Source organism: Paenibacillus sp. 7541, assembly GCF_002276395.1.
Lineage (GTDB): Bacteria > Bacillota > Bacilli > Paenibacillales > Paenibacillaceae > Paenibacillus_AQ > Paenibacillus_AQ campinasensis.
Map to the genome: position 1 here is coordinate 56,741 of NZ_NQLZ01000011.1, position 14,842 is coordinate 71,582.

Below are 14,842 nucleotides of genomic sequence, written 5' to 3' on the forward strand. Positions count from 1 at the left end.
CTACATAAATGATGCCCATAGTTCAAACAATATAGGTGAACGGAAGGTAGTTTTCAGAATGGAAAGGGGCTGCAAGCGATGATTCGGAGCCGTTATGTCAAGACGGGGCTCATGTTCTGTGCTGCGCTGCTGTCAGCGGGCTGCCTGGATGAGGCTGAAGCTGGTGCCTGGGCTGGTCGGTTGTCGGCCAGATCTGAAGTACCGGTAATTGGTCTGTCAACTGGCCTCCATGTGGCCAAAGACCCACAGCGTATGCCGACCACCGAGTCTAGGGGGCGCAGAACACCACTGGTAAAAGCAGGGGAACGCTATCCGGATGCCGAGGATCGAAATGCGGGGGTGCCGCAAAGCAAGAACCGCAAGCTGGCTATCATTATCGACGATTTTGGCAATGGGCAAAAAGGGACAGCCGAGATGCTGAACCTGCCTGTGAAAATTACGGTAGCGGTAATGCCATTTCTGGCCACCAGCCGTGAGGATGCAGAGAAGGCTCATCAGCAAGGGCATGATGTCATCATCCATATGCCGATGGAGCCAAAGCAGGGACAAGCCAGTTGGCTGGGGCCCGGAGCGATTACGACCTCGCTTACGGATGAAGAAATTCGCCAGCGCCTGGAGGCTGCTATTGATTCGATCCCCCACGCCATCGGTATTAACAACCACATGGGCTCTAAAGTGACCGGCGACGAGCGGGTCATGTCGATTGTTCTTGATGTATGCAAGGAGCGAGGCTTGTTCTTCATCGACAGCAAGACAAATTACCACAGCATTGCCTTGAAGCTGGCGCAAACCAAAGGGGTTCCTGCCCTCGCGAATGATCTTTTCCTTGACGATGTGCATACGGTGCCCCATGTGCAGAAGCAGCTGAAAACCGCTGCTGAACATGCGATCAGGAAGGACACCTGCATTGCGATCGGCCATGTGGGGAAGTTTGGGGGACGGACAGCTGAAGCGCTGAAGCTTTCGGTTGAGCAGATGAAAGGACAGGTGGAATTCGTTGGCATCGGCGAATTGGCGATGGAACGTTCCAGCTGGAGACCTGGTACCGTCCCTATTTTCTAAGACAAAACACAGAACCTCTCTCGGCTGTCCTTGTGACATGAGGGAGGTTCTTTTTGTCTTAGTAGCTCCTGCATTATGCGTATACAGTAAACAGGCCTGCCTTTGTCACAGGGCAGCAAAATAACTGATAATACCGTTCGCTACTGCCTCGGCAATCGCTGCTTGTCCTTTACGGGTGGTCAACATCAGCCGGTCTTCCGGATTGCTCATAAATCCGGTTTCTACAATTACAGCAGGGACATCGGTTGTGTTAAGCAGATAGAAGGGCTTGCCAACCGTCACTCGGTTGGTTCGGCTGTATAGCTGATTCAACTCGCGCTGGATCGATTCAGCGAGCAGTGAGCTTCTGCCTTCGGCCTGATGCAGCACAATTCCGCCTCGGCTTCTCGTATTTTTACTCCAGTTGACGTGAATGCTGACAATGACCTCTGTCGGGATTTCCTTGCTGAGCTGTTTACGCTGAGCCAGATCGCGCTGATGCCTGGACCTGCTGCGATGCCAGCGATTGTCGTCACTGAGCGCGTAATCTCCATCCCGATTCAGTACGGCGTGGAAGCCTTCTTTGCGAAGCAGCATGAATAACCTTCTGGAGACTTCCAGGTTGATGTCTTTTTCCAAAATGTCGCCATGCGATGTTCCTCCGTCAATTCCGCCATGTCCTACATCAATCAAAATGACATCATACGGAAAGGGATGCAGACCATGGAGCGGATACGCATCCTCCCTTTTGTTTGCTTCCGATGCGGAGGCGGGATAGGGAGAAGAAACGGTATCCTTGCTTGTCCCGGGCTGAATGCGTGGAGGCGTGTAGGCAGAGCTTCTCGAAATTTCAGCCAGCCGCAGCTTCAAATGGGCTGACTTTAGCCTTGATGGCCTGTCAGATATCTGGTGTATGGTTAATGGGAACTGCTGGGTAGCGACCGAGGCAATATCCAGCAGCGGGACTGCTGCAATGGTCCACGCAAGCATGGTTAGGATGGCTTTAATCAAGATCGATTCCTTCCTTCGATTCAATATCTGTCACGATGGGCGAAGATCCGCCTTACGCTCTTAGAATGTACACTTTCGGGAAAAACATGCCGAGTGGGTCAAGTCCGTCTAAAAGCGCTTGAAACTGCGCAAACTGATATTAGGGATGCGGAAAAACCAACAAGGAGTTGAAGACGATGGCCAGCGGTGATGAGTTGATTAAATACATTACGGAGCGTTTTGTCACCTATATGGATACGCCCCGGGAGGTACGCCGGCAGGAAAAAGGGAAGGTAAAGGAACCCTGGACGAAAAAATGGTTCGGAATGATACCATTTTCGGTCTCTTTATGGAAGGATGACATCAAAACCAGACGAAGTGGCAAAAAACATAAACAGTCTCAAGGATGAGATGATAACCATTACTCGTTATGTTCATGATCGGGAGGGGCGTTGAACGATAATACCCCGTGTGTGGCGATATCCGGCATGTGGTTGATACCACCGTGGGGCTGATTCGCCATAGATGTAAATTGGCGGTTCTGTAAGCTTGTGGGAGTCGTGGATTTTAAAAAAAGGGCGCTGACTGCAGTACAAAGTCAGCGCCCTTTTATGGTGAAAATAAAGATCATTCCGAATTCCGAACGTCACTCAATGCCGTGGAAGCGCGTGAAACACCCCATGTCCGGCAAGGCTTGAGGCTGGAAGAAAGCGCATGGTATCGGCTCCTTCCAGCGTGACTGCAGTATAAATCACAGCGGCTCCATTGTCTGCATCATGCCATCGCTGCCAGCCGTTCAAGGCGAAGGGAGCTTCATAGGCTGCGTTCCGAGAGCCGGCTGAGAATACTAGCGATGAGTGGGCCTGGAGAAGCTTCCGAAGCTCACTGCTGCTTCGGGCCTGCAGGCTGGGCGTGGTCACCCACAGCAAATTGCTGTATGAATCGCTCGCCTGATTGGCCAGCGAAGGTGTCTCCGGGAGCCAGACCTGCCGTGCATCGAATTTTACTTTTGCTTGGGCAGGGGGAAGGGCAGATTCGTGCGAAGCCGAGGCGGCTTGGCCTTTGCTTAGACTATCATCGGGTTCGACCGGCAACGCTTGCCCGGTAAAAGCGCTGATATGAAGCACCTTCTTGTCCGGCAGCCTGATATCCCACACCGGTAAGACACCGCTGTACCCTCGTTCGATGACGCTTCCTTCGGGCAATCCCGCGTTGCCTTTGAGCAGCCCTTCGGCTGCGAGACGCTCATATAACGGCGCCTGACTGAACGGAAGCGTAGAGCCGATTCCGTATTCAGTCAGACTGTAGCCGCCGTCTTCCACAGCGGTAATAATTAGATAGCCTTGCGGAAGCCCGCCTTCGGATAGCGTCACCAACCAGCCATGCGTTCCCGGACCGAGCGGGGTAAATTCAAGCTCGGCTTCAGACCAGGCTGTGAATGGAGCATGGCCGGATAAATGGTCAACGGTCTGTTCAGCGAAGGCAACAAGGCTGTCCGGCACTGCCGCAGCTAAATCGAGTCCGGACTTGTCAGCGATCGGGAGGTCAGCGATCCGGAGGTCAACGGATCGAAAGTCAACGGATCGAAGGTCAGCGGATCGCAAGTCAATGGATCGCAAGTCAGCGGATCGTGGCTCGACAGTCTGGCGATCAGGGGTTCGGATATTGGCAGTCGCTTGGTGAGCAGTCCAGAGTGAAAATACCGGGTTATCCGCAGGAATGACTTGCCCGGTCGATGAGGTGCCGCCTGCGGCGTGCCCTTGGGCAGCGCCTGTGCCTGTCGCTGCCGACACCTCGCCTGCGATCGGGGATGCCAGCAAGGCGGGCGCGAGGGTGACAGCGCATAGCAGCATCCGCCCGAAATAGGATTTAAGCGTTCGAGACAGCATCATGGAAGTCGGTTGCCTCCTTTTGTCGTCAACAATTGGATGTTGCGTACCTTAGGATGGAGTTAGACGATGAACCCCTCTATATACGCCCAGTATATCGGACAAGCTGTGCAAAGGCTGTTACAAGCTGTCGGGGTACCGTCTCAATATGAGGTTCTAAATTTGCCTTGATTTGTAGAGCGTGGTCAGGAAGAGGCGCTCACGGGCGAACACAGATGAAACAGCCCGCTGGTTATGGCGGATAAGCTCACTTTAGGCTCGTACTGCCACTGCATCTCCGATTTGCGGTTCTCATACTGCTCGGCAATCAAGGCTTTTTTCTCCTCATCTTCTTCCTTGAGCAGGTCTTCATAATAACCGTCAATGACGGCCAATTCCTGCTTAAGCCGCTCGCGCGCCTGAGCGGCCCATCCATAGTCGAGCCTGCTTAATTTCTCAATCAGGTAGTCTTCAAGCAGCGCAGCAGCTTCCGTCAGCGTCAGGACGGCTGGCTTGACATGGACACGCTCCGGCAATCTGGGATGCAGCTCCCGGCCCTCAAGCACGGCCGGAAAATGCTCAATAATCGCCCGGCTCGACATAGAAATGCCGAGAAAATGCAGCTCCTCCCGCTTCAAGTCACAGCTGAATTCCACCTTGAAGCAGACGCCCAGCCACTGCTCATAGGCGGTCGAGCGTCCTCTCTGTGCCGCCGGGGCTGATGGCTGCTGGAACAGATAGACGCACTTTCCTTCCTCGCGGGCCGCGTTCCATATTTGCGCCAGTCTGCTGCTTCCGTAAGTGACATCCTCGCGCTGGATTCGTCCCGGGCCAAGCACAGGAAGGAGAGGCGCTGTGCCATAGTACCGTGACAGCACCGGGTCCTGGCCTTGCCCGGCGGGCGAAGCGCTGTTCTTCTGCTGCTTGGCCAGCGCTTCGTCATACTTGGTCGGATCGAATACAAAGGTAAAGGACAGCGTCTCCGCCGGAGCGCCGGTACGTTCCACGAAGCCCCAGTAATACGGGCGATTGGTCAGCATTTTGTCGGCCTGGGGAGACAGCTTGACGGTGACATGCTCAGACGATTTCTCGATCACGCTGCACTCGGTGGCCTCCAGATACGTCATGAAGTGTTCCTGAACCTCCTGCGGCGTCATGGTCATCTTTAGGCTTCCTCCTCTCGTAATGGCTCCGATATGTTTTGCTGCTCCAGATCTCTGCGGATGTGCTCCAGCGAGTCGCCGAGGCTGTGAAGGCGCTGCCGGATCTCGTCGTCGTTGCCGGACTCCAGCATAATTTTGTAGAGGCTTTTCTCAATCGATTCCTTCTTCTCATACCGCTCCAGAATGACATCCAGGCCGCCGATCACCATCTCGAACATGTTGATCTTCTCGTGGAGCAGGTTCAGAATATGCTCCTCAATCGTCCCAGAGGTTGAAAGGTTGAATATTTTGACATCATTCGTCTGGCCGAGACGATGCACCCGCCCGATCCGCTGCTCTACGCGCATCGGATTCCAGGGCAGATCGAAATTGATCATATGGTGGCAAAATTGCAGGTTGATGCCTTCGCCGCCCGCTTCCGTGGCAATCATCACCTGTGCGCGTCCGCGGAACAGGTCCATCATCCAGTCTTTTTTGCCCCGGTTCATCCCGCCGCGATAAGGCACGGATATCAGTCCGTGATCCCGGAAATAATTAAGCAGATATTCCTGAGTGGCCCGGTACTCGGTGAATACGATCACCTTTTCGTTCATCTCGCGGATCAGCTCAATCGTTTTTTCCGCTTTGGTGTTGGCTTTAATGTTCTTGATCAGGTAGACAAGCTCCCAGATCTTATCGCGGAGCGGTGAGTCCTCAGGCAGCTTCTTCGACAGGTTCACCAGCGTGACAAACACGGCATCCCTGCTGCTGCACACCTCCCGCTGCAAGGTGACAAGCGACAGCATGCTGCTCAGATTGCCGCCAGCTGCCTGATACTGATCTTTAACAAAAGAGGTGACGCCGTCATACAGCGCCTGTTCGTCAGGGGAAAGATTGAGTCCGACGTTGCGGACGGTACGTTTCGTGAACGCTACGTCGCTCTCCCCGCGGCGGTTGCGGATCATCACTTTGGACAGCTCGTCCTTGAGCTGATCCTGGTTCTTCGGCTTGCGCTTGTCGACGACGAAGTTGGCGGCGAACTGACCCTGCCCGCCGAGCTGGCCGGGCTTGAGCAGAGTGATGAGATTAAACAGCTCGCTGAGATCGTTTTGCACAGGTGTCGCCGTGAGCAGCAGGCAATATTTTTTGCGCAGCTTTTCGATGAATTTATAGTTGGACGTTTTTTTGTTCTTCAGTTTATGCGCCTCATCGATGATGAGCATGTCGTATTCCCGATTGAGCAAAATTTCCGAATGCGGATCGCGCTTGGCGGTGTCCATGGAAGCGACCACAATGTCGTTTTCCCAGGAGTACATTTTCTTCTGGGCCACGGCCGGAATGCCGAATTTGGAGTTCAGCTCACGGACCCATTGCAGCACGAGGGAGGCGGGAACGAGGATCAGCACTTTGGATACGAGCCCGCGGACCATATATTCTTTTAAAATAAGACCGGCTTCAATCGTTTTCCCAAGTCCTACTTCATCGGCCAGAATCGCCCTTCCAGACATTTCGAACAGGACGCGTCTGGCGGTATCCGTCTGGTGCGGGAGCGGAGACAGATCGCCGATATGTTTCAAGCATTGCAGCTCTTCAAAGCTTGTAACGAGACGCGATTTCTCTCCCTCGACGGCCAGCTTGGATAGACGCCAGTCGCCCCAGGGGCCTCCCTTGTCGAGGCGGCTCTCCAGATCCTCCAGCCACGACCGGTCATGGTGTATGGGAACCGGAAGGCGATTGTCCGGATGGCTGCCGACAGGTTCGGCAGGGCGGTTATTCATAGGATTCTCCTCCTCATGATGAAAGTTTCCAAGACAGCAGTACCCCTAGTATGGACGAAAACAGAAGGGTTCATAACTGTGGCGCCTTTTTGGCAGAAGGGAGGGGCCCAAAATTCACAACTTCGGCATAGCCTGACCATATATAGTGTAGTATAATGATTCATACCTACAATATATGGTGTGTACGGCCGCAGATTTACGTTTAGCCGTATACATACTAGGGTAAGTTGTATTCGAATCAGGATAACCGGATTTAGATCATACTAATGTAGTCATGGGAGGTCGTAGCTCTTGGGTACTTTACAGAATAATCGGCTTGAAGGACTTAGCGAGAAAATCTTTTTGGATCGATATGCGTGGAAGGATGCGGATACTAGTCATGCCAAAGTCGGCGATGTCGTGCTGGTGCTGACAAAGGATGATCCGAAATTTCCGACGAAGGAAGTCGGAGAGATTGTGAAGCGGGAGGGGCGCTCCGTCACCGTCAAGACGCGGAAGGGCGAGCTGGTGGAATCGGATGTCGAGAAACTGACACTAACGATTGAGAAGACGCCGGAAGAGATGTGGGACCGGCTGGCATCGGCGATGGCATCGGTGGAGGCCACACCGGAGCTTCAGGATGAGTGGCGTCAGAAGTTCCGTCATGTTCTGGATGACTGGAAGCTTGTGCCGGGCGGCCGGATTGCGGCCGGAGCGGGTGCGAGCGATGAGCTGACCCTGTTTAACTGCTACGTCATCCCGTCTCCGAAGGATAGCCGCGGCGGCATTATGGAGACGCTGACCGAGATGACGGAAATTATGGCACGCGGTGGCGGGGTTGGCATTAACCTGTCGTCCTTGCGCCCTCGGCGGGCCATTGTAAAAGGGGTTAACGGTTCATCCAGCGGCGCCGTATCCTGGGGCGGACTGTTCAGCTACACAACCGGGCTAATTGAACAGGGCGGCAGCCGCAGGGGCGCATTGATGCTGATGATGAATGACTGGCATCCGGATATTCTGGATTTTATTACAGTCAAACAGACGATGGGGCAGGTGACAAACGCCAACCTGTCCGTGTGCGTCAGCAATGACTTCATGAAGGCGGTCAAGGAGGATCTGGACTGGGAGCTTGTGTTCCCGGACACGACTTCTCCGGATTACGATGAGGTGTGGGACGGAGACCTGGACAAATGGAGAAAAGCCGGACGTCCCGTCATTTCGTATCAAACGGTGAAAGCACGCGACATCTGGCATACGATCATTGAGTCGGCCTGGAAGTCCGCTGAGCCTGGCGTTGTATTCATGGAATATTACAATCAGATGTCCAACAGCTGGTATTTCAATCCGATTATTTGTACCAATCCATGCGGCGAACAGGGGCTTCCGGCTTGGGGCGTCTGCAACCTGTCGGCCATCAACCTGTCGAAGTTCTATGACGAAGACAAGCATGATGTGGCCTGGGATGAGCTGGCCACGACGACCCGTTATGCGGTGCGTTTCCTCGATAATGTGATCGACCGGACACCGTACCATTTTGAAGAAAACGAACAGAATCAGAAAAAAGAGCGCCGCGTCGGACTGGGCTCGATGGGATTGGCCGAGCTGATGATCAAGCTGAAGATCCGTTACGGCAGTCCGGAATCGCTGGAGTTTCTTGATAAGCTGTATGGCTTTATTGCCAGAGAGGCATATCTGTCCTCGGCCGATATTGCGGCAGAGAAAGGTTCGTTTGAGGCGTTTGATGCCGAGCTGTACTTGCAGAGCGGCTTCATGAAGAATATGACGGAGGTGTACCCGGAGGTTGCGGATGCTATCAGGGAAAAAGGTATTCGCAACGTCACCGTCATTACCCAGGCGCCGACAGGCAGCACAGGAACGATGGTGGGCACGTCAACGGGCATCGAGCCTTACTTTGCCTTCAAATATTACCGCCAAAGCCGGCTTGGCTTTGACGAGCAGTTTGTGCCGATCGCACAGGAGTGGCTGGACAGCCACCCTGGGGAGCAGCTGCCGGACTATTTCGTAACGGCGATGGATCTTTCTGCGGAGGATCATATCCGGGCGCAGGCGGCTATCCAGCGCTGGGTGGACAGTTCCATCTCGAAGACGGCCAACTGTCCGGCTGACTTTACGATTGAAGATACGAAGCGGCTGTATGAGCTTGCCTTTGATCTCGGCTGTAAAGGGGTTACGATCTACCGCGACGGCAGCCGGGATGTTCAGGTGCTTCAGACGGAGAAGAAGGATGACAAGGGCACAGCAACGATAACGGCAGCTTCTCCGGAAACAGCGCTGGAGCAAGGAGCCGTAGGTCAGGGCAGCGAAGAGGCCGGCGGGGTGAAGCCTGCGGCAGCGGCCACGCCGGAACCGGGTTCAGCGGCGGAATCAGCAGACGCAGCCTCCGCGGGATCAGAGGCAGCGCAGACCGCATTCCTCGCTTCGTCCTCAGCTTCAGATCAAGCTCCGGGCAAGAGCGGTCTCGACAGAAACTACCAGAAGCGTCCGCAAGTGCTGCGCGGGGCGACTTACAAGATGAATACGCCGTTTGGCATGGCTTATATTACGATCAACGATTTGAACGGCACACCGGGTGAAATCTTCCTGAATGTGGGCAAGGCGGGCTCGGATGTGTTTGCGATGGCCGAAGCTTTGGGCCGCGTCTGCTCGCTGTTCCTCCGCTATGGTGAACATGGCAACAAGGTTGAGCTGCTCATCAAGCACTTGAAGGGCATTGGCGGTACGGGCGCGATCGGTTTTGGTGCGAATCGTGTGGAATCGATCGCTGACGCCGTGGCGAAGGCGCTGGAGACCCATGTTGCAGCCGGAGCGGATACCGGGCATGACCCTGCTCCGGTAGCAGCAACCACCGAGAGCGCTCCAGGGACGGACAGCGAAGAGAGCTTGGCTGGGGGTGCAGCAGCATCGTCCGGAGCAGGCTACAGCGGCGGATATCCGTCCGGCAGTTCCATGTCGCTTGACCTGTGCCCATCCTGTGGCGGCGCCTCCTTGATCAACATCGAGGGCTGCAAAACCTGCAGCAATTGCGGATACAGCAAGTGCTCGTAAGGACAACCGCATCCGAGCCTGTTCGAGGCTCCTGTGAGGTGTCAGAATGTTTACGTAGATTTTCAGAAGTAAAGAGAAGATGCATGAAGATAGTTATAAGTAAAGCGACTAAGTGAATGACTAAGTGAACCAAGTGAATGACATTCGGGTTTAAACGAAGAGGGGCTGTTTCATCGTCCCTCTTTTTTTATTATTGTCGCTTTTCAATCATGCCGCTTGTGACGATGATATCTGTTGGCGATCCCGGCTCTACCGTGCTGAAATGATATTTGATGCAATGGCCTGTTCAGATTCTGTCCGGCTCGGAGCTTCGTTTGCTCATCCGTAAGGAATTGTACCCCGAGGCAGGGATTGTACCTTTCCCTTGCGAATAGTGAAGTGTATCATCAAGTTACTTATATTTGCAAACGCTTTCTTTTTTGAGGAGGGTACATATGCAGCGTTTATGGTCCAAGTTCTCCCCTGTGTTCCGAAGATTTCTAATTTCTTACCTGATTGTGTTGCTGATCCCGCAAGTCGCTGGTTATGCATCCTACAAGGCCTCGATTGAAGTCGCGAAATCAAGCTCCATTGAAAACAGTTTAAGTTCCTTGAATTTGGGAAAAGAAATCATCGAGCGCCATCTGGTGGAGGTGGAAGCCTTCACGAAGCAGCTGGCGATCAACCAGGATTTGTACCGGCTAATCGCTGATCCGAAGCCGCTCGACAGCAACAACGTTTACGGCTTGGGGCGCATGCAGCGCAGCTTGTCCATGTACAGCAGTACAAACGACTACCTGTCCAATTTCTTTATCTACATCCGCAATTACAATGCCATTATTACGCCGAACACCGTCTATTATCGGCCCGAGCATTATTACGCTGAGAATCGGCTTGAAGGATGGACATTCGAGGAGTGGGAAGAGGCCGTATTGAAGAAACCGCATCTGAATGAGCTGATGCCGCTCAAGAAATATAGGAGGGAAATCCGTGATTCGGTGTTTGTCGAGACGCCAGCCATCACGTTTCTCCAGTCCATTCCACTCAACAGCTTCAACAATCCGCAGGCGATGATCGGCGTTCTGATCGATGAAGATCATATGGGCAGCCTGCTGCAAAATATCGTAGACCAATACGGCGGTTGGGCGCTGGTTGCGGACCGGGAAGGCAGCCTGATCTTATCACGGGGAATCGACGAAAGTGAGGCCAGACGCTATATAGGGGCCCCGGCAGGCGAGAATGGCGAAGTCAGCCCCACAGAAGACGGCCGGCTGTTGATGTCGATCCGGTCTGACCTGAACGGGTGGACCTATATGGCTGGAATACCCGAGCAGGCGCTGATGACAAAGGCCGATAGAATCAAGCAGGTGACGATCACGTTTACGCTGGCCGCGCTGGTCATCGGCTTGCTGATCGGACTGCTGCTTGCTTATCGGCACAGTGCTCCCATCCATTCACTTCTGTCCGTGTTTCGCGAACAAAACCACGCCTCCCGGGAGAAGATCAACAACGAGTATGATTTTCTGGCCGGCAACATCGCAGCTCTGATTGCAAACAACAAATTGCTGGAGTCCTCCCTGAACGATCAGCTTCCGCTGCTTAGGGACGCGTTTATCAAACGGCTGTTGACAGGCGACTTCTATACGATGCGTGAGCTTGAGGCGGCTTCCGGCCAAACGGGTGTCCCGCTCCGCGGCGAGCGCGGCCGTGCAGGTATTCTTAAAGTGTCCGGATATGGAAGCGCTGACAGTGAGGAAATCATCCAGGAACTCAGCGTGGCGCGGCTGATCGTTCGTCAGGCCTTTAGCCGGCTGGATCACGACGTGCTGGTTACGGATTGGGGCTCAGACCAGATCGCATTCGTGCATCCTTTGGGCGAAGAGCCGATAGACGACATGAATGATCATATGGAAGCCGCTTTGCTTGAATTAATGGACTCCGTATATCGGCAACATCGATTGTCGATCACGATCGGGCTCGGTTCACCGTACGATGCGTGGAATGACGTGGCTGACTCGTTTAATGAAGCGCAGCAAGCGCTGGAATACGCCATCCATACCGGAGCGTTCGGCATGATCCGGTTCGAGGATATGATGAAAGCGACGGAGCTGTACTACTATCCGATTGAATCCGAACAACGGATGCTCAACATGCTGAAGGCAGGTGAACTTGAGGAGGCAAGCCGCCTTCTTGACCAGCTGTTTAGCCGGAATTTTGAAGAAAGGGAGCTGTCGTACGAAATGACACAGCAGTTTGTCATGGAGCTCAGGGGCACCTTTTTGAAGCTGGCGGAACAGAAGATATTCCATGACGAGTCGCTGACCGATCATATCAAGCACCAGATTACAGCCGTTTCAACGACAGATGGGGTCAGTCAACTCAGGGACAGGTTCGGAAGGCTGGTTCATGATATTTGTACAGACATTCGTAAGAAAAGAAAGGACATGTCTGCCGAGACCGTGGGCGAGATCATCCGTTACATCCATGAGCGCTATTCCGATGCGGAGTTGACGCTTTACCGGCTCGCGGAGCATATCGGTAAGCCCGAAAAGTATATCTCCCAATTGTTCAAGGAACATACGGGAAAGAATCCTTCGGACTATGTTGAACTGGTGAGGATCGGCAAGGCAGTTGAACTGCTGCAGCAGAACCATTTGACGATTGACGAAATTGCTGCACAAGTGGGGTATAACAGCGCCCATTCATTTCGGAGAGCCTTCAAGCGGGTTCGCGGCGTGTCTCCGAGCGCATTCCGGCAAATGGCCGAATAGGGAGACGACGGTTACGCCAGCCTAGGAGGCAGTCCTTGCTCTGACCACCGGATCGACGTGTTGGCGGATGTTTTTTATAGAATTCGGTAAGTGAAAAAACGAGTGAAATCAAGGGTTTGAGGGCATCCATATCCGGAATTGTACGCTGTGGAAGTAAGTGTGCCTTTACGAAGTCTAGCGTGCAATTTTATGATTACGCACAAGAAAGCGCTGTCAAAAAGTGTTCTCACTTTAACGGCAGCAATTACATCGAGGGAGGGATGGAACTGAGTACCCTATTTTCCAAGTCCAAAACAGCCGGAACTCCGAGCAGCAAACGCTCGGAAATCAGGAGAGTCGCTTACCGAAGCTTCAGAAGACATTGGCAGCTGTATCTGCTGATTATTCCGCCGGTGTTGTACTTCATCATCTTCAAGTACTTGCCGATGGCAAACGCCGTGCTTGCTTTCAAGAACTATAACGTGGTGAAAGGGATTTGGGGGAGCCCATGGGTCGGCACGCAGTATTTCGAGATGTTTTTTCGCAATCCGGCGTTTGCGACACTGATCAAGAACACGCTGTACATTTCGTTCTATCAGTTGATCGTCGGGTTTCCGGTCCCCATTCTGCTGGCGCTGGCTTTGAATGAGGTGAAAAGTGCAAGGTTCAAAAAAACCGTGCAGATGGTCACCTATGCGCCATATTTCATATCCACGGTCGTCATGGTGTCCATCATCATGCTGTTCCTGTCCCCACGACTCGGGATCGTGAACACGATCGCGGGTGCGCTAGGCTTCGAAGCGATCAATTATCTTGGAGAGCCCGGCATGTTCCGCACGATTTACGTGCTGTCCGACGTGTGGCAAACGATGGGCTATTCCGCCGTCATTTATCTTGCTGCGCTGGCAGGGGTTGACCCGTCATTGTATGAAGCGGCGAAGGTGGACGGCGCCAATCGGTTCCAGAAGATTCTGAACGTCGATCTCCCCGGCATTATGCCGGCAGCGGTCATCATCCTGATTCTTAGCGTAGGCAACATCATGGCGCTCGGCTTCGAGAAAATGTACTTATTACAAAATCCGCTGAACTTGTCCACGTCGGAAATCATCTCCACCTATGTGTACAAAATCGGATTGCTAAACGCGAACTATAGTTTCGCCACGGCGGTCGGACTGTTCAATTCCTTAATCAACCTGGTTCTGCTCCTGGTCGTCAACACGATTGCCAGGCGGGCTTCCAATACCAGTCTCTGGTAAATTTTGTGAAAGGGGTTGAGTGACATGAAAACATGGCAAACCCACTCTGGAAGCCGGCAGCGCACAAGGATCAAGGAGTCGCTAGGGGACCGCATCTTTCTGACTGTGACCTACATCATGCTGACCTTGGTATTAATCGCTGTCTTGTATCCGCTTATTTACATCGTAAGCTCTTCCCTGAGCAGTCCAAGCGCCGTCTCTGCGGGCAAGGTGTGGCTATGGCCGGTCGACATGACGCTGGCAGGGTATGAGGCGGTGTTCCGGAACGGCCAGGTGCTGACCGGTTATGCCAATTCATTGTTTTATACCGTGGCCGGTACGTTAATTAGCGTATCCCTGACGATTATGGTCGCCTACCCGCTGTCGAAGAAGTCCTTCTTCGGCCGCACGCCGCTTATGATTTTCATCACCTTTACCATGCTGTTCTCCGGCGGCTTGATTCCGACCTATCTGGTTGTTAAATCAATGGGCCTGATCGATACCCGCTGGGCACTGCTCATCCCGAATGCTGTTTGGGTATGGCAGGTCATTATCGCCAGAACCTTCTTTCAGACCTCGATCCCGGATGAGCTGTCTGAGGCGGCGGATATCGACGGGTGCAGCGACATCCGCTACATTTTCAGCGTCGTTCTTCCCCTTGCCAAACCGATCATCGCCGTGCTTTCGCTCATGTATGCGGTGGGGCAGTGGAATGCGTATTTCGACGCCTTGATCTACTTGAAATCGCAATCGCTCTATCCGCTTCAGCTCATTCTCCGCAGCATTCTCATCCTGGGCAGCGGAACAAGCAATATAGATGCCGGGGAGATGGTGAGGCAGCAGCAAATGGCCGAGCTGATGAAATACTCGCTCATTGTGGTGGCCAGTCTTCCGGTACTGGTGATCTATCCGTTCGTGCAGCGCTATTTCGTGCAAGGCATGCTGATTGGCTCTGTAAAGGGCTAAATCGAGGGCAGAGCCCGTTACATTTCATTATCCATTCATGAGGGGGAG

General features: G+C 53.4%; 10 protein-coding genes. 6 read left to right on the top strand and 4 right to left on the bottom strand.

The annotated features are described in order from the left end of the window. Nucleotides 1-78 precede the first annotated feature (78 nt). Nucleotides 79-1,062 carry a divergent polysaccharide deacetylase family protein gene (locus tag CHH75_RS06315; protein WP_230875674.1) on the top strand — a complete coding sequence of 328 codons (984 nt, stop codon included), beginning with the start codon at nucleotides 79-81 and terminating at the stop codon, nucleotides 1,060-1,062. A gap of 105 nt (nucleotides 1,063-1,167) precedes the next feature. Here the strand turns inward: CHH75_RS06315 and CHH75_RS06320 are convergent, their stop codons facing one another. Then, nucleotides 1,168-2,031 (bottom strand): N-acetylmuramoyl-L-alanine amidase, encoded by an 864-nt coding sequence (locus CHH75_RS06320; protein ID WP_095397876.1) that lies wholly within the window; start codon nucleotides 2,029-2,031, stop codon nucleotides 1,168-1,170. A 197-nt stretch (nucleotides 2,032-2,228) separates the two neighbouring features. On the opposite strand from CHH75_RS06320, the gene CHH75_RS06325 reads away from it, so the two are divergent. Then, nucleotides 2,229-2,441: a YqzE family protein gene (locus CHH75_RS06325; protein ID WP_095264210.1), complete on the top strand. Its 213-nt coding sequence runs from the start codon at nucleotides 2,229-2,231 to the stop codon at nucleotides 2,439-2,441. Between the two features lie 240 nt (nucleotides 2,442-2,681). Here the strand turns inward: CHH75_RS06325 and CHH75_RS06330 are convergent, their stop codons facing one another. From CHH75_RS06330 to CHH75_RS06340, 3 genes are all read right to left on the bottom strand, one after another. Beyond that, nucleotides 2,682-3,923 carry a pentapeptide repeat-containing protein gene (locus CHH75_RS06330; RefSeq protein WP_095397756.1) on the bottom strand — a complete coding sequence of 414 codons (1,242 nt, stop codon included), beginning with the start codon at nucleotides 3,921-3,923 and terminating at the stop codon, nucleotides 2,682-2,684. A 182-nt stretch (nucleotides 3,924-4,105) separates the two neighbouring features. Then, a complete protein-coding gene (locus CHH75_RS06335) occupies nucleotides 4,106-5,062 on the bottom strand; it encodes a YqhG family protein (RefSeq protein ID WP_095264197.1) in 957 nt (318 codons plus the stop codon). A gap of 2 nt (nucleotides 5,063-5,064) precedes the next feature. Continuing rightward, nucleotides 5,065-6,819 (bottom strand): DEAD/DEAH box helicase, encoded by a 1,755-nt coding sequence (locus tag CHH75_RS06340; RefSeq protein WP_095397757.1) that lies wholly within the window; start codon nucleotides 6,817-6,819, stop codon nucleotides 5,065-5,067. A gap of 291 nt (nucleotides 6,820-7,110) precedes the next feature. Between CHH75_RS06340 and CHH75_RS06345 the strand changes: the two genes are divergently transcribed. The 4 genes from CHH75_RS06345 (at nucleotide 7,111) to CHH75_RS06360 (ending at nucleotide 14,794) form a co-directional block, all read left to right on the top strand. Beyond that, complete coding sequence (locus tag CHH75_RS06345) at nucleotides 7,111-9,864, top strand: adenosylcobalamin-dependent ribonucleoside-diphosphate reductase (protein WP_095397758.1); 2,754 nt, start codon at nucleotides 7,111-7,113, stop codon at nucleotides 9,862-9,864. A 434-nt stretch (nucleotides 9,865-10,298) separates the two neighbouring features. Then, nucleotides 10,299-12,614, top strand: a complete 2,316-nt coding sequence (locus tag CHH75_RS06350; protein ID WP_095397759.1) for a helix-turn-helix domain-containing protein — start codon at nucleotides 10,299-10,301, stop codon at nucleotides 12,612-12,614. Nucleotides 12,615-12,994: 380 nt separating this feature from the next. Beyond that, nucleotides 12,995-13,849, top strand: coding sequence for an ABC transporter permease (locus tag CHH75_RS06355; protein WP_095264211.1), 855 nt, complete (start codon nucleotides 12,995-12,997; stop codon nucleotides 13,847-13,849). Nucleotides 13,850-13,873: 24 nt separating this feature from the next. Beyond that, nucleotides 13,874-14,794, top strand: a complete 921-nt coding sequence (locus tag CHH75_RS06360; protein WP_095264201.1) for a carbohydrate ABC transporter permease — start codon at nucleotides 13,874-13,876, stop codon at nucleotides 14,792-14,794. Nucleotides 14,795-14,842: the final 48 nt, after the last annotated feature.